Raw genomic sequence first — 22152 nt, 5'->3', positions numbered from 1 at the left:
GAACAGCCGCTATGACAAACCCATCCCCGACCGTTTCCATGGCGGATAAAGTTGCCCTGATCGACAGCCTCGCCGCCAAGGCGCGGATCCTGCCGGTGATCACCATCGCTCGTGAACAGGACGTCCTGCCGCTGGCCGATGCCCTGGCCGCCGGTGGCCTGACCGCCCTGGAAGTGACCCTGCGTTCGCAGTTCGGCCTCAAGGCGATCCAGATCCTGCGCGAACAGCGTCCGGAGCTGGTGACCGGTGCCGGTACCGTGCTCGATCGGCAGATGCTGGCGGCTGCCGAAGCGGCCGGTTCGCAATTCATCGTGACCCCGGGCATTACCCGTGACCTGCTGGAAGCCAGCGTCGACAGCCCGATTCCGCTGCTGCCGGGCATCAGCAACGCGTCGGGCATCATGGAAGGCTATGGCCTGGGCTATCGCCGCTTCAAGCTGTTCCCGGCGGAAGTCAGCGGTGGCGTCGCAGCCATCAAGGCCCTCGGCGGCCCGTTCGGCGAGGTGAAATTCTGCCCGACCGGCGGCGTCGGCCCGGCCAACATCAAGAGCTACATGGCGTTGAAAAACGTCATGTGCGTGGGCGGTAGCTGGATGCTGGATCCCGAGTGGATCAAGAACGGCGACTGGGCCCGCATTCAGGAATGCACCGCCGAGGCCTTGGCGCTGCTGGACTGATCGACCCGACACTTCGTTGTGTGTTCTACGGCTTTTGGGTGCGCTTGGTCGGCGCACCTTTTTTTTGCCCGCCAGAAAGCCACCGTCGCCCCCCGGTAGGCGCGAGCCTGCTCGCGAGAGTCGTCAACGGTGACGCGGTTTGTCAGGAAGCCAGCGGTGTCTGGACCTTTTTCGCGGGCAAGCTCGCTTTTACAGGGAGAGGGCATCAGCTCAGCTGTGTCAACGCCGCAACCAACTGCCTCATATGCTCGGCGGTCGTGGTCAGCCCCGGCGTGATTCGAATGCACGGGCCACAGGCCGCCCCGCTACGGACCACGGTGAACAGGTTGAAGTCGTTGAGCAGTCGCTCGACCATCGTCTGTTGATCGGCCTGCGCGGTGAAGCGCAACGAGGTGATGCCGCAATACAGTCGGGGATCGTCCGGGGTCAGGACCTCTATGCCCGGCAGCTCGCGCACCGCGCGGACCCACAGGTCGCGCAGGTAGTTGAGTCGGGTGCCCTTGGCGGCGGCTCCGCCCATGGCCCTGTGTTCCTCGAACACCAGCGGCAGGGTCAGCAACGCCGGAATGTTGGGGGTGCTGTAGGGTGTGCGCCCTAGAATGTCGGTGACCGGGAAATGCAGTTCGCCCATGTCCGGGTCGATGTCGGCCAGGCGATGGGGGGCGATGTAGATGAAGCCCAGGGTCAGCGGCGCGCCGATCCACTTGTGCAGGTTAAACCCGGCAAACTCGATGCCCAGTTCCGCGAGGTCGAACTCCATCTGCCCGAGGGCATGGGCGCCGTCCAGGATCACATCGACGCCATGCTCCCTCGCGGCAGCGGCGATCGCCTGTACCGGCATCACCAGCCCGGTGCGGTGGGTGACGTGGGTCAGCGCCATCAGCTTGAGTCTGGGATTACGCGCAAAGGCGTCGCGATAGGTCTCAAGCAGGCTGTCGAAGCTGGCGGGGTGCGTGTGCTCGATCTCGATCACTTCGACGCCGCGATGGCGTGCCAGCCAACGCATCGCGCCCTTGACCGTGTCGTACTCCAGGTCGCAGATCAGCACTTGGTCGCCCGGTTGCAGGCGATTGTAATTGCGGATCAGCGACTGCAGGGCGTCCGAGGCATTGCGGGTAAAGGCAACGCTGTCCACCGGCACGTCGATCAACTCGGCGAGCCGGGTGCGGATCCTCACGCCGTCGGCCTTTTCGAAGCGCTGGCGCACATACACCGAGTTGCTGCGGTTGATCAGTTCGATGTTGCGCTGGTACTCCTCGACCACCGTGCGCGACATGCGGCCGAAGTAGCCGTTTTCCAGATTGACCGGACCGGACTCGACGGCGTAGCGATCGGCGAAGGTTTTCCAGAACAGTTCATCACGGGCGCGGCGGGTGTTATCGGGCATAAGGACAACTCAGTGGCGAGGGGCGGGTTTGCCATGTTTGGCACGTAACGGCTCGAGCAACTCCGACAGACCGTTGTGATCGATTTCCTGCATCAAGGCCAGCAACCCGCCCAATTCGCCATGGGGAAAGCCTTCCCGGGCGAACCAGTTGAGGTAGGGACCGGGCAGGTCGGCAATGATGCGACCCTTGTATTTGCCAAAGGGCATTTCGCGGGTAATCAGCAGTTCCAGCTTTTCAGGGTTCATCGGTGGCTCGTCTTGATTCGGCCACTTGAAAAATACAGGCATTCTGCATGCAGGCCAAATGACAGATCATGCAAAAAAAGCGGATACAGATTTCCGCTTAAAGTCTAAGTTATTGAAATTTAAGGAGTAAATTGCAATGTGAAAGCTGGCATGTCGGCTGCAATAGTTATTGCATCTTTCATCAACCCGTGAGGAATTGAAAATGACCGACATGAATAAAGAAGCGATCTCTGTGCTCAATGACCTGATCGAAACCAGCAAGGACGGTCAGGAAGGGTTCAAGACCTGCGCTGAAGACATCAAGCATCCGGAACTCAAAACGCTGTTCACCCAGCGCTCTGCCGATTGCGCGACTGCGGCTTCGGAACTGCAAGCTGCCGTACGTTCGCTGGGTGGCGATCCGGAAACCTCGACCAGCGTCAGCGGTGACCTGCATCGTCGTTGGGTCGATGTGAAAGCGATGTTCACCGGCAAGGATGAAGAGGCTGTGCTGAACGAAGCCGAGCGCGGTGAAGACCACGCGCTGAAGGCTTACCGTGAAGCCATCGAGAAGATCAACAAACACAACCTGGTGGGCATTCGTGACCTGGTTGAACGTCAGTACCACGGCGTGCAACGTAACCACGATCAGGTCAAGGCCCTGCGTAACCAGGCTCGCGCACGTTCGTAATCCAAGCGTGTAGCCACCTGTGGGAGCGAGCCTGCTGGCGAAAGCTGCCTCTCATTCAACAGCACTGTTGAATGACCTGGCGCCATCGCGAGCAGGCTCGCTCCCACTTTTTTTGCGCTGAAATTCAGCCGATGCTGATCGCCGGCAGGGTCGGCAATGTCACTGTCTGTTGCTTGCGCGGTGCGAGGATTTCCGCCTCGCCATCCACCACCAGTTCATCACGCTGATTGAACACGCGGGTGGCGATGCGCACGCGAAACTTTGGCAGCTTCTCGAGAATCTCCAGGCGCACCGTCAAGGTGTCGCCGATCTTCACCGGCTTCTGGAAGCTCATCTGCTGGCCGATGTAGATCGTCCCCGGGCCAGGCAACTCGCAGGCCACGGCCGCGCTGATCAAGGCGCCGCTGAACATGCCGTGGGCGATGCGCTCCTTGAACATGGTGGCGGCAGCGAACTCGGCGTCCAGGTGCACCGGGTTGTGGTCCCCGGACATCGCGGCGAACAATTGAATGTCACGCTCTTCGACCGTCTTGCTGTAGCTGGCGGTCTGCCCGACTTCGAGGGCTTCATAAGGAGTGTTGGTCACCTGGGTCATCGGTTTTGAATTCCTGTAACAAATAAAAAAACACAAAAAACAACTATTCGGATCTGGGCGGGCGGCGGTGGCTGAGGGCGTGGGCCATCCAGCCCAGTACATCGGCCGTCACTTCATCGCGATTGCACTCGTTGAACAGTTCGTGCCGGGCCTGCGGATAAATCTTCAATTGCAGGTTCTGGCAGCCGGCGGCGTGCAGTGCGTCGGCCAGATCTTTCAGACGCTTGCCTTCGCTCACCGGATCACATTCTCCGCCGATCACCAGCAATGGCAGGCCCGGGTCGATCTGCGCGAGATTGGACGCTTTACTGATCTGCTGCAAGCCGCCGAGCAGGTCGATCCACAATTGGTTGGTGCAGCGAAAGCCGCAAAGCGGGTCGTTGGCGTACTTGTCGACTTCAGCGGGGTCGCGGCTGAGCCAGTCGAAGGGCGTTCGCGCCGGTTTGAATTTCTGGTTGAACGAACCGAACGACAACCATTCGATCAAGGCGCTGCGGCCTTTCGGCCCTTGGCGCAGGCGTTCGAGGCGAGCGATCTGGCGCGCCGCGCGATAAAGCGCCACGGGCTGGAAGTTCGAGCCGCTGAGTACCGCGCCGTGCAGGCTGGCGCTGTGGTGCAGCAGATAAGCCTGGGCGATGTAGCTGCCCATGCTGTGGCCAAGCAACACGATGGGCACCCCGGGGTGCTGTTGGCCGATGTGCTGGTTGAGGCTGGCCAGGTCGCCAACCACCTTGCACCAGCCATCGTCGTCGGCGAAGTGACCGAGGGTCCCGCCGTCGGCCGTTCTGCCATGCCCTCGCTGGTCCGGCGCATACACGCCGTAGCCCTGAGCACAACATTCCTGCGCCAGACGGGCATAACGAGCGCTGTGTTCTGCCATGCCATGGGCCAGCAGGATCACGGCTTTCAACGGCGCGTCCGGCAACCACTGGTTGACGAACAGGCGGCTGCGGTCACTCGCGGTCAGCCAGAAGGTGTCGTGGATCATGGCGATTCCTTTGCATGGGCACGTTGCATTGTATAGCGCATCCTTCGCCCGCCGTCCGATCAGCCCACACCAAGGCACCAAGATTCATACGATCAATGTCGGTTGTTGCCATATTTGCCTGATTGGCCATAGCTGCTAGTGTCCGTGAAGCTCCGCTTTTTGCTTTCTGTTCCAAGGGATGGGAAAGCAAGGACACACAAGCGGCCCCGGATAGGTTCAGGTAAAGAGGACAAGAACAATGCAACCTGATTTCTGGAATGACAAACGCCCGGCCGGCGTGCCCCTGGACATCGATCAAGGAGCCTACAAGTCGGTGATCGAGGTGTTCGAGCGTTCCTGCAAGAAATTTGCGGACCGCCCGGCCTTCAGCAACATGGGCGTGACCCTGACCTACGCCGAACTCGAACGCCAGAGCGCGGCGTTCGCCGGTTACCTGCAAGCCCACACCGACCTGGAGCCCGGGGATCGCATTGCGGTGCAGATGCCCAACGTCCTGCAATACCCGATTGCCGTGTTCGGTGCGATGCGCGCCGGGCTGATCGTGGTCAACACCAATCCGCTGTACACCGCACGGGAAATGCGCCACCAGTTCAAGGACTCCGGTGCCCGTGCGCTGGTCTACCTCAACATGTTCGGGCAGAAGGTCCAGGAAGTGCTGGCCGACACCGATCTGCAGTACCTGATCGAAGCGAAGATGGGCGACATGATGCCCGCCGCCAAAGGCTGGCTGGTCAACACGCTGGTGCGCAAGGTCAAGAAAATGGTTCCGGACTATCAGTTGCCCCAGGCCATTTCCTTCAAGAGCGCCCTGCGCATGGGCCGTGGCCAGGGCATCAAGCCGCTGAACGTCGGGCTCGACGACATCGCCGTGCTGCAATACACCGGCGGCACCACCGGCCTGGCCAAGGGCGCAATGCTGACCCACGGCAACCTGGTGGCCAACATGCAACAGGCGCGGGGCTGCCTCGGGCAGTATGGCGACGATGGCCAGCCGCTGTTGCGCGAAGGGCAGGAGGTGATGATCGCGCCGCTGCCGCTGTACCACATCTATGCCTTCACGGCGAATTGCATGTGCATGATGGTGACCGGCAACCACAACGTGCTGATCACCAATCCACGGGACATCGGCGCTTTCATCAAGGAGCTGAAGAACTGGCGATTCTCGTGCCTGCTGGGGCTCAACACCTTGTTCGTCGCGCTGATGGACCATCCGGATTTCAAGACCCTGGATTTCTCCAGCCTCAAGCTGACCAACTCCGGTGGCACCGCGCTGGTCAAGGCCACCGCCGAGCGCTGGGAGCAACTGACCGGTTGCCGCATCACCGAAGGCTACGGCCTGACCGAAACCTCGCCGGTGGCGTGCACCAACCCCTACGGCGACAAGTCGCGGATCGGCACCGTCGGCCTGCCGGTGCCGGGCACCACGCTGAAAATCATCAACGATGAGGGCGTCGAGCAGCCGTTGGGCGAGCGCGGCGAGCTGTGCATCAAGGGCCCGCAGATCATGAAAGGGTACTGGCAGAAGCCCGATGCCACCGCCGAGGTGCTGGACGCCGAGGGTTGGTTCAAGTCCGGCGATATCGGGGTGATCGACCCGGACGGTTTCGTACGCATCGTCGATCGCAAGAAAGACATGATCATCGTCTCGGGTTTCAACGTGTACCCGAACGAAATCGAAGACGTGGTGATGGCCCACCCGAAAGTCGCCAATTGTGCGGTCATCGGGGTACCGGACGAGCGCTCCGGCGAGGCGGTGAAGCTGTTCGTGGTGGCGCGTGAATCAGGCGTGAGCCTCGAAGAGCTGAAGGCTTACTGCAAGGAAAACTTCACGGCGTACAAAGTGCCCAAGCACATCGTGTTGCGCGAGTCGTTGCCCATGACGCCGGTGGGCAAGATTCTGCGGCGGGAGCTGCGGGATATTGCGTAAGCGATGAATGGACGCGTCGTTCCCACGGATTACGTCCCCGTCTGTGGGGGCGAGTCTGCTCGATATCTTGTTGTGAAGGCCCCGAATTCCGGGGCTTTCAGGGTCTTATAGACCCTTTGCTCTAAAATGACTGCCTGTTATTCTTGAGTCACCAAAATGACTGTAGGGGCCACGTTTGGCTCTAGTCGGCCCTTGGCAAAGCTGCTAATCTCGGCGCGCTTTGTGACCTCCTGGCCTTCAAAAACGGCCGGATTCACCAACAATCAACACCAATAATAATCGCATCAAATGCGGTATTTGAATTCGCGTTGCTGAGGAGTGGGCTTGCATGATCGAAGACTTCTGGAAGGATAAGTACCCTGCCGGGATTGCTGCCGACATCAATCCGGACGAATACCCGAATATTCAGGCAGTGTTGAAGCAGTCCTGCCAACGCTTCGCCGACAAGCCGGCTTTCAGCAACCTGGGCAAGACAATCACCTACGGTGAACTGTACGAATTGTCCGGTGCCTTTGCCGCTTACCTGCAACAGCATACCGACTTGCAGCCGGGCGATCGAATCGCCGTGCAATTGCCCAACGTCCTGCAATACCCGGTCGCCGTATTCGGGGCCATCCGCGCCGGGCTGATCGTGGTCAACACCAACCCGCTGTACACCGCGCGGGAGATGGAACACCAGTTCAACGATTCCGGTGCCAAGGCCCTGGTGTGCCTGGCCAACATGGCGCACCTGGCCGAGACGGTCGTGCCCAAGACCGGCGTCAAGCACGTCATCGTCACCGAAGTGGCCGACCTGCTGCCGCCGCTCAAGCGCCTGCTGATCAACAGCGTCATCAAGTACGTGAAGAAGATGGTCCCGGCGTATCACTTGCCCAAGGCCATCAAGTTCAATGAGGTACTGAGCAAGGGCCAGGGCCAGCCTGTGGCGGAAGCCAGCCCGGCCAGTGGTGACGTGGCGGTGCTGCAATACACCGGCGGCACCACGGGCGTGGCCAAGGGCGCGATGCTGACCCACCGCAACCTGGTGGCGAACATGCTGCAATGCAAGGCGCTGATGGGCTCCAACCTCAATGAAGGTTGCGAGATCCTGATCACGCCGCTGCCGCTGTACCACATCTATGCCTTCACCTTTCATTGCATGGCGATGATGCTGATCGGCAACCACAACATCCTGATCAGCAATCCGCGCGACCTGACCGCCATGGTCAAGGAACTGTCGAAGTGGAAGTTCAGCGGCTTTGTCGGCCTGAACACCCTGTTCGTCGCCCTGTGCAATAACGAAGGCTTCCGCAAGCTGGATTTCTCGGCGCTTAAAGTCACCCTGTCCGGCGGCATGGCCCTGCAACTGGCCGCCGCCGAACGCTGGAAAGCGGTCACCGGCTGCGCCATCTGCGAAGGTTACGGCATGACCGAAACCAGCCCGGTGGCCACGGTGAACCCGATCCAGAACATCCAGATCGGCACCATCGGCATTCCGGTGCCCTCGACCTTGTGCAAAGTCATCGACGATGCCGGCGTGGAACTGCCGTTGGGTGAAATCGGCGAGCTGTGCGTGAAAGGCCCGCAGGTGATGAAGGGCTACTGGCAGCGTCAGGAAGCCACCGATGAGATGCTCGACAGTGAAGGCTGGCTGAAGACCGGCGACATCGCGGTGATCCAGCCTGACGGCTACATGCGCATCGTCGATCGCAAGAAAGACATGATCCTGGTCTCCGGTTTCAACGTTTACCCCAACGAGCTCGAAGACGTGCTGGCGACCCTGCCGGGCGTGCTGCAATGCGCGGCCATCGGCGTACCGGACGAGAAGTCGGGTGAGGCGATCAAGATCTTCATCGTTGTCAGGCCGGGCGTGACCCTGACCAAGGAGCAGGTGATGGAGCACATGCGGGCGAACGTCACTGGCTACAAGGTTCCGCGCTCGGTCGAGTTCCGCGATGCACTGCCGACCACCAACGTCGGCAAGATCCTGCGTCGAGAGTTGCGCGATGAAGAGCTGAAGAAGATCAACGCGAAGAAAGCCACCGCGTAATCCAACAAAAAGCCCCGCCGATGCGGGGCTTTTTGTTGGCCGTCTGGAAACCTCGGTGTCCTGTGGGCGCGCTTGCTCCCACAGGTGGGTTCTTATTGGCGAAACGGCGCGAAGTTGACGTTGGTCCCGGACGGGCGCATGTCCTGCAGGAATGAATCCTTGTCTGCACTCAATTCCAGGCTCAGCGCTGCCTTGCGCTTGCCTTCGTTGCGCACCACCAGCCCTTCCAGCTTCTCGCGCAGGAACACCGTTGGCACCTTCAGGTGCAGCAGTTCGTCGGTGGCCGGGGTGTGCATCAGCAGGTGAATCCATTCGTACTGACCCACGGCCAGGCGCGACACCGGAATATCGAACCACCAGATGTTGCGGTTGCGGTTCAATTCGGTGAAGTGGCAGTTGTTGACGCCCAGCACTGCTCCGCCAAGTTCCTGGTTTCTGCGGGCAATGGCCTGCTTTTTATCGAGTTTCATAACATTCCTACGGGGTTGGATCTTCAGCGCCATGGCCTGAATACGTTGCGCATTCTCGGGGGTTGGCCGGCAAACATAAAGCCCAACCTGCAGCCGGCGATGAAATGTCGTTGGGCAAAATAAATGAAACTCTGCACAAACCCCTCCGGTCAATCCTTGTGTAACGACTCAATGCGTTCAATTGTTCACAGGAGAATCACCATGGGCAGCACTGGCGATAAAGTAAAAGGCATGGCCAACGAAGCCGTCGGCAACATCAAGCAAGGCGTTGGCAAGGCTACCGACAACGACAAGATGCGCGCCGAGGGCGTGGTGCAGGAAAAGAAAGGCGAAGCACAGCAAGCGGTCGGCAAAGCCAAGGATGCGGTGAAAAAAGGTGTCGACAAGGCGTGATCCAGCCTTTGACGCACGACCGAAACGGCCATCCGCGGATGGCCGTTTTTGCGTCGGCCTTTACTTGTACAAGATCAAAATCGCCAAGTAGGCTAATTTGATGGTAGAAAACGGCCCCTGAGTCGCCACGACTTCAAGCGATTTGCGGCGAAAGGAGACGCTCATGATTTTCCCCGACATGAAAGGCTTGCCCCTCCACCGAGTGATGGTGCGCACGATCAAGGAGTTCGTCGACGACGAGATGTCGACCTACGCCTCGGCGCTGGCCTATCAAATGCTGTTTTCGCTGTTTCCCTTCATCCTGTTCCTGATCGCCCTGATCGGTTTCCTGCACCTGCCGGACTTTTTCTCGTGGCTGCGCCTGCAATCGGAACTGGTCCTGCCGCCCCAGGCACTGGAACAGGTGAACCCGGTGATCGACCAGCTCCAGCAATCCAAGGGTGGCTTGCTCTCGGTCGGTATCGTCATTGCGCTGTACACGGCCTCGGCCGGCGTGCGCCTGATGATGAGCGCGATGAACGCGGCCTACGATGTGGTGGAAGGTCGTCCGCTGTGGAAGCGTTTTCCCCTGTCGATCTTCTACACCATCGGTATCGCCGGCATGTTGCTGGTCGCCGCTGCGTTGATGGTGCTCGGGCCGCAGGTGATGGGCTGGATTGCCGCGCAGGTCGGGCTGGAAGACTTCATCGTCACGGTCTGGACCGTTGCCCGCTGGCCGGTGATCGTGGTGCTGATGATGATCGCTGTCGCGCTGATCTATTACGTCATGCCGGACGTGCGCCAGGAGTTTCGCTTCATCACCCCGGGGTCGGTGCTGGCAGTGGTGGTGTGGATCATCGCGTCCCTGGGGTTCGCGTTCTACGTCAAGACCTTCGCCAACTACAACGCCATGTATGGCAGTATCGGTGCGATCATCGTGCTGTTGCTGTATTTCTATATTTCCTCGGCGGTGTTGTTGCTCGGCGCGGAGATGAATGCGGTGATCGAGCACATGTCCAGCGAAGGCAAGGACCCTGGCGAAAAGGTCCCCGGCGAGCTCGACGAAACCCCCAAACAACACGTATCGGGACTGGGTCGGGACCACTCGATCAAACCGAACACTGACGAAGCCATCCAATGATCCGTGAAATCCTGAAAATGGGCGACGAGCGCCTGCTGCGCATCGCGCCACCGGTCCCGGCGCAGATGTTCGACAGCCCGGAATTGTGGCAACTGATCGACGATATGTTCCAGACCATGGAAAGCGTTGGCGGCGTCGGCCTGGCCGCACCGCAGATCGGCGTCGACCTGCAACTGGTGATCTTCGGTTTCGAGCACAGCGAACGCTACCCCGATGCCGAGGCCGTGCCGCAGACCATCCTGATCAACCCGCTGATCACCCCGTTGAGCCCGGTGATGGAGGAGGGGGTCGAAGGTTGCCTGTCGGTGCCCGGCCTGCGGGGCGCGGTGGACCGTTACCAGCAGATCCGTTATGAAGGTTTCGACCCCAAGGGCGAACCGATCGTGCGCATCGCCGAAGGCTTTCATGCGCGGGTGGTGCAGCACGAGTGCGATCACCTGATCGGCCTGTTGTACCCGTCGCGGATCACCGATTTCAGCAAGTTCGGCTTTACCGAAGTGATGTTTCCCGATCTCGATCCCAATGCTGACGATTGATCCAGGTCCTTGTGGGAGCGAGCCCGCTCGCCCCCACAAGGGGCTCTTCAAGCCTTCCCGAACGGCTCCAACCCCATCGCAATCATCGGCTTGCTGCGCGCATAACGACTGAGGCGTTCGACCATCGCATAAGGCATTTGCGGGTCGAACCTGAAGCCGCAACGCTCGTAGAAACCGCGCAGGTCCGGATGACAGAACAACCACACCGGTTGTTCGAGGCCTTCGACCGCTGCGCCGATCAGCGCCGCCGCCACCCCTTGGTTGCGGCAGCTCGGGTCGATGAACAATCCGGTCAACCAATGTCCCCCCGACACCGGCCGCAGGCACAGCGCACCGATGATCTGCTCGCGCCGGGCGACCCAGAGGCGAGCCTCGCGGACCGCTTTCATCGACGATTGGTGGGCGCGATAAAACTTGTTCATCAACGGCCATGACGGCTCGTCGAGCTGGGTGTACCGGGTTTCGGGCATGGCGCGGATCTGTCGCTGGGCAAAGCGGGCAATTATAAAAGAACGCGTGGCCGGGGATAGGTGTATACCTGATCGTACATCCCGTATGAGTGGAGTCAGTATCATGGCCAAAGGCATGGATTCAAAAAAAGCGGCAAAGAAGAAACCGGCAAAGACCGCCGATGAAAAGCGTGCGGACAAGAAGGCCAAGAAGGTGGACGTGTTCGGTCACTGACGCCACACGCAGGAAGATCATTCCCGCGCAGGGTGTGGGAATGATCGCCGCCGCTTCGCAAAAAATAATCTGCAAGATTTCCAGGCGCTGTTGCACAGAAGGGGACTGGTCCCTGATCCGAGCAACGCCATGCCCCATTACTTCGATAGTGCCCATCGAGAAGAAATCGAAACCCTGCGCCAACGCCTGACGGCTCGCACCGAGTGGCCGACCTGGTTGCTGCTTGTCGCCGTGTACGTCGGCTGGTTCAGCCTGGTGCTGGGCAGCGCCCGATTGGGCCTTGGGTGGAGCACGCTGGCATTGATCGTGCTGCTGGTGCTCTGGTTATCGGTGCAGCACGAATTGCTGCATGGCCATCCGACCCGCTGGACCACGCTGAACAAAATCCTCGGCTACGCGCCGTTCGCCGTCTGGTATCCCTACACCCTGTATCGCGACAGCCACTTGCGGCATCACCGCGACGAAGACCTGACGCTGCCCGGCATCGATCCGGAAAGCCGTTATCTGAGTGCGCGGCAATGGCAGGACCGTTCACTGTTCGAGCAGAGCCTGCACTGGTTGAACAAAACCGTGCTCGGTCGCTTCCTCCTGGGTGCACCCCTGGCGCTGCTGGGGCTAGCGCGGGAAGAGCTGCAACGGCTGCAGGCCGGTGAGCGCCAGGCCTGGTTGATGTGGCTGAGCCACGGCACGCTGACCCTGTTGATGTTGCTGTTCATCGCCCGCTACAGCGTGTTGCCGGTGTGGCATTACCTGTTGCTGATCAGTGTGCCGGCGCTGTCGATTGCGATGATCCGTTCCTATTACGAGCATCGTCCCCACGCGCAACCCGAGCAGCGCACGGTACTCAACGAAGCGGCCTGGCCGTGGCGCTGGCTGTTCCTCAACCTCAATTTCCATCTGGTGCATCACGACCTGCCGGGCCTGCCCTGGTACGACCTGCCCCGGGTCTACCACGCGCGCCGCGAACAATGGCTGGCGCGCAGCGGCGGCTTTCTGGTGCGCGGTTATGGCCAGTTGTGGCGCGAGAATGGGATAAAGGCAATCGACAGCCCACGACATCCATTCCACTGATTCCAGTCAGTACTCCCACCGTTCAATGATGTGCAGGGACGATTTTCCGATGACCCGACAGATTGCCGAATTACTCATGTACGTCGCCCCCGAACCCATCCAGCAGGCCAACGAGCGCTGGTTGGTGCGTATTCTCGAACGCCTGGGCAGTACGCGCCGTGGCGCTGGCGGGTTGCCGCTGCTTGAGCTGTGGCGGGCGCCGGATCTGTTACTGACGCAAACCTGTGGCTACCCGTTGATGACGGCATTGCGCGGTCAGGTGCGGGTGGTCGGCCGACCCCGCTATGAGCTGCCGGAGGCCAGTGGCGGCAATCATTGCAGCCTGTTGTTGAGCCGCGCCGATGATTCTCGCCGGACGTTGCCTGACTTCTTCAACAGTCGCGGCGTGATCAACGGCGAAGACTCCAACAGCGGGATGAACCTGTTGCGCCAGCGCTTGGCGCCGCTGCACCGCGACGGGCAGTTCTTCACCCGTGTCGGCATCAGCGGCAGCCATCGCGAGAGCCTGCGCTGGCTGCGCGACGATCTGGCCGACCTCGCCGCCATCGACAGCGTGACCTTCGCCTACCTGGCGCGGCACGCCGGGCAGGAAGTGAGGGGGCTGCGCGTGGTGGAGCGCAGTGCGTCGAGCCCGACCTTGCCGTACATCACCGCCGTGACGGCCAGTGACGAGCAGGTCACGGCGTTGCGCAGGGTCATGAACGAGACGTTGGGCGAGTTGCCTGAAGTCGCTGAAGTGCTCGGTTTAAGCGAGGTGTTGCCGGCCGGCGAGGAGGATTATCAGGTGCTGCTCGATTATCAGCGAGAGGCACAGGGCTTGGGGTATGGGCGGGTGCGGTAAGCGGGAGAACCAGTGGCGTCGGCGCCATTGCCATCGCGAGCAGGCTCGCTTCTACAACCTTGGGTCCCTGTGGGAGCGAGCCTGCTCGCGATGCTGTCCGTAAATTCCTTTATCAAATATAAAAATGAATTTTAAGTATTATTAATGAATAAGGCTCCTTGCTAGGATTCGCCTCACCGGGCCACCGGACATTCAGCGACCCTAACCCCTGGAGCCTCTATGTCCGGCACCGACCATCGTCACGCCGTGGGCGGATTGTTCCGCGCCCATTACCCCTGGTTGTGCGCCCGCCTGCGTCAGCAGTTGGGTACCCATTGCAGCGTCGAAGACATCGCCGCGGAAACCTTTGCGCAACTGCTCGAATCGCCCGGTCTGACGCCGATTCGCGAGCCCCGTGCCTTGCTCACCACCATCGCCCAGCGGTTGATTTATCAGCTCTGGCGGCGCCGTGATCTGGAGCGCCGGCACCGCGAACACCTGCAACACTTCGATCCGCCAGCCGTGACCTCGCCCGAGGTTCTGCTGCAACTGAGCGAAACCCTGCAGGGCCTCGACCGCACCCTGGAGCGACTGCCAGGCAAGGTCCGGGCGACGTTCCTGCTGTCGCGGATCGATGGCCTGACGTACCCGCAGATCGCGGCCGAGCTGGGCATTTCTCAACGCTCGGTCAGCGTCTATATGACCCGCTCCCTCGCGTTATGTGCCCCGCACAGCGCCAATGAACCCTTGCATCAGAGGTCCGCATGAAATCGATCAAAAGTCTGCTCGGCGGTTCGCTGCTGGCCCTGAGCCTGGTGGCCAGCCATGTCCCCGCCGCCGAAAAAAACGCGCCGATCCACTTCGGCGACATCACCTGGGAAAGCGGCAGCCTGATTACCGAAGTCCTGCGGCTGATCGTCGAAAAAGGCTACGGTTACCCGACCGACACCTTGCCCGGCAGCACCGTCAGCCTCGAAGCCGCCCTGGCCAAAAATGACATCCAGGTGATCGGTGAAGAATGGGCCGGGCGCAGCCCTGCCTGGGTCAAGGCCGCCGCCGAAGGCAAAGTGTTTGGCTTGGGCGACACCGTCAAAGGAGCCACCGAGGGGTGGTGGGTGCCGGAATACGTGATCAAGGGCGACCCTGAACGCGGCATCAAGCCGCTGGCGCCGGAGCTGAAGTCGGTGGCCGACCTGGCGCGCTACAAGGATGTGTTCCGCGACCCCGAGGACCCGAGCCGGGGACGCTTCCTCAACAGCCCGACCGGCTGGACGTCGGAGATCGTCAACAGCCAGAAGCTCAAGGCCTACGACCTGACCACCAGCTTCGTCAACTTCCGTACCGGCTCCGGGGCGGCGCTGGATGCCGAAGTGGCGTCGTCGATTCGTCGCGGCAAACCGGTGTTGTTCTACTACTGGTCGCCAACGCCTTTGCTGGGACGGTACAAACTGGTGAAACTCGAGGAGCCGCCGTTTGACGCCGACGCCTGGAAAACCCTGTCCGACGCCAATCACCCAAACCCCAAGGGCACGCGCTCGATGCCGGCGAGCCTGGCCATTGGCGTGTCCGCACCGTTCAAGGCGCAGTATCCGGATCTGGTGGCGTTCTTCGAGAAAGTCGATTTCCCCATCGACCTGCTGAACCAGACCCTGGCGCAGATGGCCGAGAAACGCCAGCCACCGCGCCAGGTTGCGCAAGCGTTTCTGCGTGATCAGCCGCAGGTGTGGAAGGGCTGGGTGCCGGGGGAGGTGGCTGAAAAAGTCAGTTCCAGCCTGTAGATATAGAAGCCGGTTATCGCCAGCAGGCTCGCTCCCACGATGGAATGGGTTTCCCGGTGGGAGCGGGCTTGGCCGCGAAGGGGCTCAAGCCCTACGCCAGTTCCACAGCCAACGCCGCTGTTACGCTCTGGCGCTCTCCCACCCTCGCCTGAAACCTCGCCAACGCCGGCCAGCGATCCAGATCAATGTCAAACCACGGCGCCCAACGCAGCACCGTGAACAGGTACGCGTCGGCAACGCTGAAGCCGCTCGTCAGCAGATAATCCTGACGCTCCAGCGTCTGGCACAACACCACAAAGCGCTTGAACAGCTTCTCCTTGATCTGCGCTTTCACGTCCTGGGTAAACCGCTCGCTGAACAGCCAGCCCAACCCGCCATGAACCTCCGTCGACACGAAGTTCAGCCACTCCTGCAAGCGCACCCGTTCGAACGTCCCGGGGGCTGGCGCCAGGCGGGTGTCGGGGCGCAGGTCGGCGAGGTATTGCAGGATCGCCGGGCCTTCGGTCAGCACCTGCGCATCGTCCAGTTGCAGTGCGGCAACGTAGCCCTTGGGGTTGATGGCGAAGAAGTCTTCGCCGCTGTCAGTCTGTTTGCTGCGGTTGTCGATGCGGATCAATTCAAAGGGCAGGCCCAATTCGCGCAACACAATGTGCGGCGCCAGCGAGCAGGCCTGGGGGGCGTAATACAGCTTCATCGGCAGGTCTCTGGTGAGTGATTGGCGCCAGTGTCATAGTGCGCGCCACCCTCGGTAAAATTAATCTTTCAGAACGTTGCCATAAGGAAAGCTACTGCCATGATGAACCTGATGCATTGGCGAATGGTCGTGGCGGTGGCCGATACCGGCAACATCACCCGTGCCGCCGAGCGGATCGGCATGACCCAGTCGGGGGCCAGCCAAGCGCTGGCACTGATCGAGGAAACCCTGGGCGTGCAACTGTTCAGCCGGGAAAACCGCCAGACCTTGCCGACCGCCATCGGCCTGCCGGTCATCGAACACGCGCGCACCATGCTCGGCGCCCTGGAAAACATCCGCAAAACCGTCGACGCCGCCAAAGGCGTCCAGCGCGGGACGATTCGCCTGGCCAGTTTTCCCATGGTGCTGGCGACGTTCCTGCCGCCTTTGCTGCGTCAGTTCAACCGGCTTCATCCCGGTATCCAGGTGGTCGCGCTCGAAGTCAGCGACGACGAAGTGGACAGCCTGCTGGCTGCCGGCCTGGTGGACGTCGGTGTGGTGTTGAACCCCACACCGTCGCGCAATGCCGGTCGTCTGGGGCGTGACGCCTGGGTGGCGGTCCTGCCGGCTGGCCACGGCCTGGCGCGCCGACCGGTGGAAGAGGGCGTCACGCTCGCCGAGCTGGCGCAGCAACCCTTTGTGCTGGCCACGGGCGGATGCTCGACCAACGCCCGCAGCCTGGCCAGCGACGCCGGCTTGCAGCTCTGCGACGTTCGCGTCGAGGTCCGAGAATGGAGCAGCGCATTCACGCTGGTACGGGAAAACATCGGCGTGACGGTGGTGCCGGAAATGACGCTGCCTAGCCAGCTCCAGGGCCTGCGGGTGATGCCGCTCAAACCGCGGGTCGACCGCGAATTCGCCCTCGCCATTGCCCCAGGCAAGCCACCCTCGGCAGCCGTACAGGCACTCCTGGCGATGCTGGCTGATCGTTAGCCCCATCGTGCTGAATCGATTTTGTCCTCAATACTGGCCGACTAGTGGCCTTGCAGGCCGTAAGCGGCTGGCTATGCTGACTCGTAACTAACCATGTCGGACGGATGGATGTCCGGCTGCTGGCTCGAGAGTGCGCGAGACAAGGCACCGATACCGAGCAACCGGGAGCTTTGCGTAAAAGGGAATTGCTTATGAATACATCAGGGTTGGCCCGGTCCCGGGCTATCAAGAGACGGATGTCTTGATAAGAGCGTTGCCACATGGACTCTCCGATTCAACATCATTGATCACCTGAACAGCCCCTCGTGTGGAGGGGCGCGTGTGCCTGTTCCTTGGAACGTTGTGGTGGATACGTTGAAAGACCGCAGAACTTTCATCAATCAAAGAACCGCGCTTAGGGTGATATGACATGTTTAACCTTCATCACAAGGCTGACCTGCTGGAAATCGAACGCTTCAGCTGCGCGCTGAGCGAGGCCAACGCCAAACTGGCCGCGATCTGTCGTTCGATGGCGATGATTGAATTCACGCCGGACGGTTTCGTCCTCGATGCCAACGAAAATTTCTGCGCGGCCATGGGCTACAGCGTCGAAGAAGTGCGAGGCAAGCATCACCGGATTTTCTGTGAAGAGGCGTTTTACCGCAGTGAAGAGTACGCCCGCTTGTGGCGTGACCTGGCCCGTGGCGAACCGGTCAGCGGCACGTTTCCACGTCTGGACAAAAACGGCAGGGAGGTGTGGCTCGAAGCCAGTTACATGCCGGTGTTCGGCCCTGACCGCCAGGTAAGGAGCGTGATCAAGGTGGCCAGCGACATCTCTGACAGGGTGCACGAGGAGCACGAAAACAAAAGCATGCTCGAGGCCATCGGCCGTTCCATGGCGGTAATCGAATTCACCCCCGAAGGTCGGGTGATCACCGCCAATGACAACTTCCTACAGGCCACGCACTACTCGCTCAACGAAATCGTCGGTCAGCATCACAGCTTGTTTTGCCACCGTGCCGAAGCCGAATCCCCGGGCTACAGGGCGTTCTGGGCTTCGCTCAATCGCGGCGAATTTCATTCCCACCGCTTCGAGCGCAAGGATAAACACGGCCGTACCATTTTTCTTGAAGCGTCCTACAACCCGTTGTTCGACACCAAGGGGCGGCTGTACAAAGTGGTGAAGTTCGCCAGCGACATCACTCGGCAGATGACCACCCTGCAAACCGCCGCCGAATCGGCCCACAGCACTTCGGTGCAGAACGACGCCTGCGCGCAGAAAGGCTCTCAGGTGGTGCAGCAGACGGTGCAAATCATCCAGGACATTTCCCGGGATTTGAACGAGGCCGCGCTGAGCATCGATGCGGTCAGCAAACAGTCCGACATCATCGGCACCATCGTCCAGACCATTCGTGGCATTGCCGACCAGACCAACCTGCTGGCGCTCAACGCCGCCATCGAAGCGGCACGCGCCGGGGAGCATGGACGAGGGTTCGCGGTGGTCGCCGATGAAGTGCGCAGCCTCGCCGCTCGCACGAGTCAGGCGACCGTGGAAATCGTTGATGTAGTGCGCCGCAACCACGACCTGTCGGTGAGTGCGGTGACCAGCATGCAATCGAGTTTGAGTCGAACCGGGCTGGGCGTGGAGCTGGCGAACGAGGCGGGGGAGGTGATTCTGGAGATTCAGCAGGGCTCGCGGCATGTGGTGGACGCGATCAGCCAGTTCAATTCAACGCTGCAATTGAACTGACGGATACCTGTGGGAGCGAGCCCGCTCGCGATGGCCGTCAACGATAACGCGGGCTGTCTGAATGCCCGGGTTGCCTGGGCGGCCATCGCGAGCAGGCGCGCTCCCGCAGGTGCAGCCTTACAGCGACGCCAGGAACTTGTCGACCACGGCGGCCTTTTCCGGATCGCCGCTCTGTTGGGCTTCTTCCGTCTTGGCAATGGCTGCCTTGTCTTGCATGCGCTTGGCAATTTCCTCACCGATGGCCTGTTGCTTCTCCGGCGGCATCTGGTCGACCTCTTCCTGGGTCAGGCCCATCTCTTCCAGAATCGCATCACGGATGCGCTGTTCCGGGCTCTTGGCCATCCAGTCCTTGAAGTCCTGGGTAGCGCTGCCGGCCGTGCCGATGCGCTCCTTCGTGCCCTCGGGCAGTGGTGCATAGGTGGTTTGCAGTTCCACGCGGGTTTTGGCGAACGCTTCGTCGATGTTGTCGCTGATTTTGTTCGCGGCGTTGACCTGCTCGGTGCTCTGTTTGGAGACAGCGGCCTGAACGTTGCCCGCCTCCTTGCTGTTCTGCAGCTGGATGTTGTTCTGCACGTTCTGCATCAGCGCCGCTTGCAGACCGCCCTGTAGACCGGCGGCCGCTTCTGCGGTCGGGTCTTCGCCGGGTTTCTTGAGGAACAGCGGGGTAACCAGGTTTTGTTGTGCACTGACCAACATGATGAATGGACCTTGTAGGTGGTTGCGGTACAGTGCCAGGAGCAAATAGTGTGCCCATTGGATAAAACTCAATGTTTACAATGAGTTGAGTTGTATCGGCGGGTAAACATTCAGGCGTGTGCGGTCAGCCTTTGCCGCCAGGCGGCAGTGGCCAACCGCTCAGGGCAGGCCGTTGCAGACATGCCTGAGGAAGCCTTGGCGTTGCGCCAGCTTCTGGAAGTATTCATCGATGGCAGGGAAGTCGGGTCGCTCCATCGGCGTCATCAGCCAGCGGTTGATCGACAGTCCGATGACGACGTCGGCCAGGGTGAAGTTTGTTCCGGCCACGTAGGCCTTGGTCATCGCGAGCTGATGTTCGAGGATCGCCATTTTCTGGTTCCAGTCGCGAAGGCCGTGGGCAATTCGCTGCGCGTCCTGGAATTCCGGGTCCTTGCGCACCAGGGCGGTGAAGGCATAGCGCCAGGACGTGTTGAGGTCGGTGGCCTGCCAGTCCATCCACTGCTCGACCCGCGCCCGTGCCGCCGGTTCGTGGGGCAGCAGGTCGGTATTTTGCTGCTTGCCCGCCAGGTAGCGGCAGATGGTGTTGGATTCCCACAGCACCCCGGCCTCGTCGATGATCACCGGCACCTGGGCATTGGGGTTCAGGCGCACGAACTCGGGGCTGTGGGTCGAGGCAAATCCGCTGCCCCAATCTTCGCGCTCGTAGGCGATATTCAGCTCATCACAGGTCCACAGGACTTTTCTGACGTTGATGGATGACGCTTTACCGAGGATTTTCAGTGCGTGTGCCATGGCGCTACTCCTGCTGCTGATCGACAGCTTCCGGCTGTTGCGGGTCAGGTGCTTTCACGCACCTTCAATTCGAAGCCCATGTCCTGCACCGGCCTGGCCACGGTGTTACCCGCCATCAGGGTCAGCATCTGCTCCGCAGCGCGCCGGCCAATGGCCTCGCGCGGGGTATTGATGCTGCTCAGGCGCGGCACCATGTGCGCCGACATCGGCAGGTCGTTGAAGCCGAGGATCGCCACCTGCTCGGGGATCTTGATGCCGCAGCGCATCGCTTCCAGCAGCGCGCCCTGCGCCAGGTCGTCGTTGCCGAAGAAGATCGCATCGACATCCGGGTGACTGGCGATCAATTGCAGGAACAGCTCGCCGCCCAGGCCAACGGAGGAGGGGCGCGGGGTCAGCACTTCCAGGTCCGGGTCATAGCGACCGGCACTCTGCAAGGCCTTGCGAAATCCTTCGCCACGCAACAGGGTGCGTTGATCCAGTTGCGCGCCGATGTAGGCCAGGCGCTTGCGCCCGCGTGACAGCAGGTGCTGCGCCGCCGTTTCGCCGGCCGCCAGTTGCGAGAAACCGACGCAGTTGAGCCCGGCCGCGCTGTCCAGCTCCATCATGTAGACGCAGGGAATATTGCTGGCTTCGATCATCCGTCGCGAGCTTTCGGTGCGGTCGAACCCGGTCAGCAGCAGGCCGCGAGGCTGATAGGCCATGTAGTTGCGCAGCAGGTTTTCTTCTTCATCGCGCGAGTAATGGAAGTTGCCGATCAGCACTTCGAAGCCCTTGGGGCGCAAAACCTGATGAATGGCTTCCAGTGTGTCGATGAACAGCAGGTTGGACAGCGACGGCACCAGGACCACGACCGAATGGCTCTGGGCCGAGGCCAGGGCGCGGGCGGCGGGGTTGACCACGTAGTTGAGTTCGAGCGCGGCTCGCTGCACCTTTTCCACCAGTTCGGTGGCCACCGTGCTGACCCCGCGCAAGGCGCGGGAGGCGGTAATCGGGCTGACGCCGGCCAGGCGGGCGACTTCATTGAGGGTCGGACGGCCAGTGGTTCGGGTATTTTTATCGTTTTTAGGGGCGGTCATCGGGCGGCTTGCCAAACAAAATTCAAGGCACTAAGGTAGCGCTGTCCCGAAGCAGCTGCAAATGCGTAAGCGAGTTTGACCTGAACCTCGCTTTTCGGCGTTGGGACCGAATTAGCTGCAACCCACAAAAATGACAAGAAGGCGTCGGCAACTTCTGCTTTTGCTGCAGTGTCATAACTGACAAAGGTAGCGCTGTCTGCGCGCTGAGGTGTTACATGAATCATCCCATCACCGCCCTGGTCATCATGGGCGTTGCCGGTTGCGGCAAGACCTGCGTCAGTGAAGCTCTTTGCGAGCTCAGCGGCGCCACTGCCATTGAAGGCGATACTTTCCACCCTGCCGCCAACATCGAAAAGATGAGCGCAGGCATCCCCCTGAACGACGACGACCGTGCCGGTTGGCTCGATACGCTGTGCGCCGAATTGCGCCGCGTCGATGCCTCGGGCCAGCGCCCGGTGCTGACCTGCTCGGCGCTCAAGCACATTTATCGCGAGCGCCTGCGCAGCGCCTTGCCGGGCCTGGGTTTCGTATTCCTCGAGCTGACGCCCGAAGTCGCCGCCGACCGTGTTTCCCATCGCCCGGGCCATTTCATGCCATCGACTTTGATCGACAGCCAGTTCGCCACCCTCGAATCCCCTGTGGGCGAACCGCTGACCCTGGCGCTCGACGCTTCGAATCACAGCGTCGCGCAGTTGGCTCAACAGGCCCACGCCTGGTGGCTGGCGCACGGCCTGAAACGCGCCGGTTGATTTTGCTCGAAAAGACAGCGCTGTCCTCATGGCGCTCGAATAACCCGCTTTAA

General features: G+C 60.9%; 24 protein-coding genes and 1 pseudogene. 15 read left to right on the top strand and 10 right to left on the bottom strand.

Translation table 11 applies throughout. The features are described 5' to 3' along the window. Positions 1–11: 11 nt before the first annotated feature. Positions 12–677 (top strand): bifunctional 4-hydroxy-2-oxoglutarate aldolase/2-dehydro-3-deoxy-phosphogluconate aldolase, encoded by a 666-nt coding sequence (locus tag ACM6IM_RS28060; RefSeq protein ID WP_192305644.1) that lies wholly within the window; start codon positions 12–14, stop codon positions 675–677. A gap of 205 nt (positions 678–882) precedes the next feature. On the opposite strand, the gene ACM6IM_RS28055 is transcribed toward ACM6IM_RS28060, so the two are convergent. Both ACM6IM_RS28055 and ACM6IM_RS28050 read right to left on the bottom strand, forming a co-directional pair. Then, entirely contained in the window at positions 883–2064 is a 1182-nt protein-coding gene (locus ACM6IM_RS28055) for an aminotransferase class V-fold PLP-dependent enzyme (protein WP_414866893.1), read from the bottom strand. Positions 2065–2073: 9 nt separating this feature from the next. Beyond that, positions 2074–2310, bottom strand: a complete 237-nt coding sequence (locus tag ACM6IM_RS28050) for a DUF3820 family protein (protein WP_003213031.1) — start codon at positions 2308–2310, stop codon at positions 2074–2076. A 202-nt stretch (positions 2311–2512) separates the two neighbouring features. Between ACM6IM_RS28050 and ACM6IM_RS28045 the strand changes: the two genes are divergently transcribed. After that, positions 2513–2980 carry a ferritin-like domain-containing protein gene (locus ACM6IM_RS28045; RefSeq protein ID WP_192305648.1) on the top strand — a complete coding sequence of 156 codons (468 nt, stop codon included), beginning with the start codon at positions 2513–2515 and terminating at the stop codon, positions 2978–2980. A 124-nt stretch (positions 2981–3104) separates the two neighbouring features. Here the strand turns inward: ACM6IM_RS28045 and ACM6IM_RS28040 are convergent, their stop codons facing one another. After that, positions 3105–3575 (bottom strand): MaoC family dehydratase, encoded by a 471-nt coding sequence (locus tag ACM6IM_RS28040; RefSeq protein ID WP_020295762.1) that lies wholly within the window; start codon positions 3573–3575, stop codon positions 3105–3107. A gap of 43 nt (positions 3576–3618) precedes the next feature. Then, positions 3619–4563 carry a lysophospholipase gene (locus ACM6IM_RS28035; protein WP_414866892.1) on the bottom strand — a complete coding sequence of 315 codons (945 nt, stop codon included), beginning with the start codon at positions 4561–4563 and terminating at the stop codon, positions 3619–3621. Positions 4564–4801: 238 nt separating this feature from the next. Here ACM6IM_RS28035 and fadD2 point away from each other — a divergent pair, with 238 nt between their 5' ends. Together fadD2 and fadD1 are read left to right on the top strand one after the other, a co-directional pair. Then, positions 4802–6490 (top strand): long-chain-fatty-acid--CoA ligase FadD2, encoded by a 1689-nt coding sequence (gene fadD2, locus ACM6IM_RS28030; RefSeq protein ID WP_414866891.1) that lies wholly within the window; start codon positions 4802–4804, stop codon positions 6488–6490. A gap of 328 nt (positions 6491–6818) precedes the next feature. Beyond that, positions 6819–8519, top strand: a complete 1701-nt coding sequence (gene fadD1 / locus ACM6IM_RS28025) for a long-chain-fatty-acid--CoA ligase FadD1 (RefSeq protein ID WP_414866890.1) — start codon at positions 6819–6821, stop codon at positions 8517–8519. A gap of 92 nt (positions 8520–8611) precedes the next feature. Here fadD1 and ACM6IM_RS28020 read toward each other — a convergent pair whose 3' ends face one another. Next, a complete protein-coding gene (locus tag ACM6IM_RS28020; protein ID WP_192305656.1) occupies positions 8612–8989 on the bottom strand; it encodes a hypothetical protein in 378 nt (125 codons plus the stop codon). 201 nt (positions 8990–9190) lie between these two features. Here ACM6IM_RS28020 and ACM6IM_RS28015 point away from each other — a divergent pair, with 201 nt between their 5' ends. The 3 genes from ACM6IM_RS28015 (at position 9191) to def (ending at position 11038) form a co-directional block, all read left to right on the top strand. After that, the gene (locus ACM6IM_RS28015) at positions 9191–9382 is read left to right on the top strand and encodes a CsbD family protein (RefSeq protein WP_414866889.1); all 192 of its coding nucleotides are present in this window, start codon (positions 9191–9193) and stop codon (positions 9380–9382) included. A gap of 163 nt (positions 9383–9545) precedes the next feature. Then, positions 9546–10502, top strand: a complete 957-nt coding sequence (locus ACM6IM_RS28010; protein ID WP_192305658.1) for a YihY/virulence factor BrkB family protein — start codon at positions 9546–9548, stop codon at positions 10500–10502. Beyond that, positions 10499–11038, top strand: a complete 540-nt coding sequence (def, locus tag ACM6IM_RS28005; protein WP_414866888.1) for a peptide deformylase — start codon at positions 10499–10501, stop codon at positions 11036–11038. Before ACM6IM_RS28010 ends, def begins: the two co-directional genes overlap by 4 nt. 47 nt (positions 11039–11085) lie before the next feature. Here the strand turns inward: def and ACM6IM_RS28000 are convergent, their stop codons facing one another. Then, entirely contained in the window at positions 11086–11508 is a 423-nt protein-coding gene (locus ACM6IM_RS28000) for a GNAT family N-acetyltransferase (RefSeq protein ID WP_414866887.1), read from the bottom strand. Positions 11509–11851: 343 nt separating this feature from the next. Here ACM6IM_RS28000 and ACM6IM_RS27995 point away from each other — a divergent pair, with 343 nt between their 5' ends. From ACM6IM_RS27995 to ACM6IM_RS27980, 4 genes are all read left to right on the top strand, one after another. After that, complete coding sequence (locus tag ACM6IM_RS27995; RefSeq protein ID WP_414866886.1) at positions 11852–12793, top strand: fatty acid desaturase; 942 nt, start codon at positions 11852–11854, stop codon at positions 12791–12793. Positions 12794–12842: 49 nt separating this feature from the next. Continuing rightward, on the top strand, positions 12843–13634 hold the full coding sequence (locus ACM6IM_RS27990; protein ID WP_414866885.1) for a phosphate/phosphite/phosphonate ABC transporter substrate-binding protein: 792 nt from the start codon (positions 12843–12845) through the stop codon (positions 13632–13634). Between the two features lie 219 nt (positions 13635–13853). Continuing rightward, on the top strand, positions 13854–14381 hold the full coding sequence (locus ACM6IM_RS27985) for a sigma-70 family RNA polymerase sigma factor (protein ID WP_414866884.1): 528 nt from the start codon (positions 13854–13856) through the stop codon (positions 14379–14381). Then, on the top strand, positions 14378–15391 hold the full coding sequence (locus tag ACM6IM_RS27980; RefSeq protein ID WP_414866883.1) for an ABC transporter substrate-binding protein: 1014 nt from the start codon (positions 14378–14380) through the stop codon (positions 15389–15391). The genes ACM6IM_RS27985 and ACM6IM_RS27980 overlap by 4 nt, the downstream gene beginning before the upstream one ends. 91 nt (positions 15392–15482) lie before the next feature. On the opposite strand, the gene gstA is transcribed toward ACM6IM_RS27980, so the two are convergent. After that, entirely contained in the window at positions 15483–16085 is a 603-nt protein-coding gene (gstA, locus tag ACM6IM_RS27975) for a glutathione transferase GstA (RefSeq protein WP_414866882.1), read from the bottom strand. A 99-nt stretch (positions 16086–16184) separates the two neighbouring features. Here gstA and ACM6IM_RS27970 point away from each other — a divergent pair, with 99 nt between their 5' ends. The 3 genes and pseudogenes from ACM6IM_RS27970 (at position 16185) to ACM6IM_RS27960 (ending at position 18786) form a co-directional block, all read left to right on the top strand. Further along, positions 16185–17057, top strand: coding sequence for a LysR family transcriptional regulator (locus tag ACM6IM_RS27970; protein ID WP_414866881.1), 873 nt, complete (start codon positions 16185–16187; stop codon positions 17055–17057). Positions 17058–17466: 409 nt separating this feature from the next. Beyond that, positions 17467–18237: pseudogene (locus ACM6IM_RS27965) on the top strand (PAS domain-containing protein); the annotation flags it as partial. A 9-nt stretch (positions 18238–18246) separates the two neighbouring features. Continuing rightward, positions 18247–18786, top strand: coding sequence for a methyl-accepting chemotaxis protein (locus tag ACM6IM_RS27960; protein WP_371048730.1), 540 nt, complete (start codon positions 18247–18249; stop codon positions 18784–18786). A gap of 117 nt (positions 18787–18903) precedes the next feature. Here ACM6IM_RS27960 and ACM6IM_RS27955 read toward each other — a convergent pair whose 3' ends face one another. The 3 genes from ACM6IM_RS27955 to ACM6IM_RS27945 form a co-directional block, all read right to left on the bottom strand. Then, positions 18904–19482: a hypothetical protein gene (locus ACM6IM_RS27955; protein WP_414866880.1), complete on the bottom strand. Its 579-nt coding sequence runs from the start codon at positions 19480–19482 to the stop codon at positions 18904–18906. Between the two features lie 159 nt (positions 19483–19641). Further along, complete coding sequence (locus tag ACM6IM_RS27950) at positions 19642–20274, bottom strand: glutathione S-transferase family protein (protein ID WP_371048551.1); 633 nt, start codon at positions 20272–20274, stop codon at positions 19642–19644. Positions 20275–20318: 44 nt separating this feature from the next. Beyond that, positions 20319–21350 (bottom strand): LacI family DNA-binding transcriptional regulator, encoded by a 1032-nt coding sequence (locus ACM6IM_RS27945; RefSeq protein ID WP_192305678.1) that lies wholly within the window; start codon positions 21348–21350, stop codon positions 20319–20321. Positions 21351–21565: 215 nt separating this feature from the next. On the opposite strand from ACM6IM_RS27945, the gene ACM6IM_RS27940 reads away from it, so the two are divergent. Continuing rightward, the gene (locus ACM6IM_RS27940) at positions 21566–22099 is read left to right on the top strand and encodes a gluconokinase (protein WP_192305680.1); all 534 of its coding nucleotides are present in this window, start codon (positions 21566–21568) and stop codon (positions 22097–22099) included. The last annotated feature ends 53 nt before the right edge of the window (positions 22100–22152 follow it).

Source organism: Pseudomonas sp. IT-P12 (assembly GCF_949767465.1).
Classification (GTDB): domain Bacteria; phylum Pseudomonadota; class Gammaproteobacteria; order Pseudomonadales; family Pseudomonadaceae; genus Aquipseudomonas.
This window is presented reverse-complemented; position numbering and strand designations above follow the sequence as displayed.

What these genes read in the sequence shown, in the direction of transcription:
- ACM6IM_RS27955 (WP_414866880.1), bottom strand. Translation starts at nt 19,482, where the DNA reads ATGTTGGTCAGTGCACAACAAAACCTGGTTACCCCGCTGTTCCTCAAG.
- ACM6IM_RS27990 (WP_414866885.1), top strand. Translation starts at nt 12,843, where the DNA reads ATGACCCGACAGATTGCCGAATTACTCATGTACGTCGCCCCCGAACCC.
- ACM6IM_RS28050 (WP_003213031.1), bottom strand. Translation starts at nt 2,310, where the DNA reads ATGAACCCTGAAAAGCTGGAACTGCTGATTACCCGCGAAATGCCCTTT.
- ACM6IM_RS27985 (WP_414866884.1), top strand. Translation starts at nt 13,854, where the DNA reads ATGTCCGGCACCGACCATCGTCACGCCGTGGGCGGATTGTTCCGCGCC.
- ACM6IM_RS28040 (WP_020295762.1), bottom strand. Translation starts at nt 3,575, where the DNA reads ATGACCCAGGTGACCAACACTCCTTATGAAGCCCTCGAAGTCGGGCAG.
- ACM6IM_RS27945 (WP_192305678.1), bottom strand. Translation starts at nt 21,350, where the DNA reads ATGACCGCCCCTAAAAACGATAAAAATACCCGAACCACTGGCCGTCCG.
- fadD2 (WP_414866891.1), top strand. Translation starts at nt 4,802, where the DNA reads ATGCAACCTGATTTCTGGAATGACAAACGCCCGGCCGGCGTGCCCCTG.
- ACM6IM_RS28015 (WP_414866889.1), top strand. Translation starts at nt 9,191, where the DNA reads ATGGGCAGCACTGGCGATAAAGTAAAAGGCATGGCCAACGAAGCCGTC.
- ACM6IM_RS27995 (WP_414866886.1), top strand. Translation starts at nt 11,852, where the DNA reads ATGCCCCATTACTTCGATAGTGCCCATCGAGAAGAAATCGAAACCCTG.
- ACM6IM_RS28035 (WP_414866892.1), bottom strand. Translation starts at nt 4,563, where the DNA reads ATGATCCACGACACCTTCTGGCTGACCGCGAGTGACCGCAGCCGCCTG.
- ACM6IM_RS27960 (WP_371048730.1), top strand. Translation starts at nt 18,247, where the DNA reads ATGACCACCCTGCAAACCGCCGCCGAATCGGCCCACAGCACTTCGGTG.
- ACM6IM_RS28010 (WP_192305658.1), top strand. Translation starts at nt 9,546, where the DNA reads ATGATTTTCCCCGACATGAAAGGCTTGCCCCTCCACCGAGTGATGGTG.
- ACM6IM_RS28045 (WP_192305648.1), top strand. Translation starts at nt 2,513, where the DNA reads ATGACCGACATGAATAAAGAAGCGATCTCTGTGCTCAATGACCTGATC.
- def (WP_414866888.1), top strand. Translation starts at nt 10,499, where the DNA reads ATGATCCGTGAAATCCTGAAAATGGGCGACGAGCGCCTGCTGCGCATC.
- fadD1 (WP_414866890.1), top strand. Translation starts at nt 6,819, where the DNA reads ATGATCGAAGACTTCTGGAAGGATAAGTACCCTGCCGGGATTGCTGCC.
- ACM6IM_RS28060 (WP_192305644.1), top strand. Translation starts at nt 12, where the DNA reads ATGACAAACCCATCCCCGACCGTTTCCATGGCGGATAAAGTTGCCCTG.
- ACM6IM_RS27950 (WP_371048551.1), bottom strand. Translation starts at nt 20,274, where the DNA reads ATGGCACACGCACTGAAAATCCTCGGTAAAGCGTCATCCATCAACGTC.
- gstA (WP_414866882.1), bottom strand. Translation starts at nt 16,085, where the DNA reads ATGAAGCTGTATTACGCCCCCCAGGCCTGCTCGCTGGCGCCGCACATT.
- ACM6IM_RS28020 (WP_192305656.1), bottom strand. Translation starts at nt 8,989, where the DNA reads ATGAAACTCGATAAAAAGCAGGCCATTGCCCGCAGAAACCAGGAACTT.
- ACM6IM_RS27970 (WP_414866881.1), top strand. Translation starts at nt 16,185, where the DNA reads ATGATGAACCTGATGCATTGGCGAATGGTCGTGGCGGTGGCCGATACC.
- ACM6IM_RS27940 (WP_192305680.1), top strand. Translation starts at nt 21,566, where the DNA reads ATGAATCATCCCATCACCGCCCTGGTCATCATGGGCGTTGCCGGTTGC.
- ACM6IM_RS28000 (WP_414866887.1), bottom strand. Translation starts at nt 11,508, where the DNA reads ATGCCCGAAACCCGGTACACCCAGCTCGACGAGCCGTCATGGCCGTTG.
- ACM6IM_RS27980 (WP_414866883.1), top strand. Translation starts at nt 14,378, where the DNA reads ATGAAATCGATCAAAAGTCTGCTCGGCGGTTCGCTGCTGGCCCTGAGC.
- ACM6IM_RS28055 (WP_414866893.1), bottom strand. Translation starts at nt 2,064, where the DNA reads ATGCCCGATAACACCCGCCGCGCCCGTGATGAACTGTTCTGGAAAACC.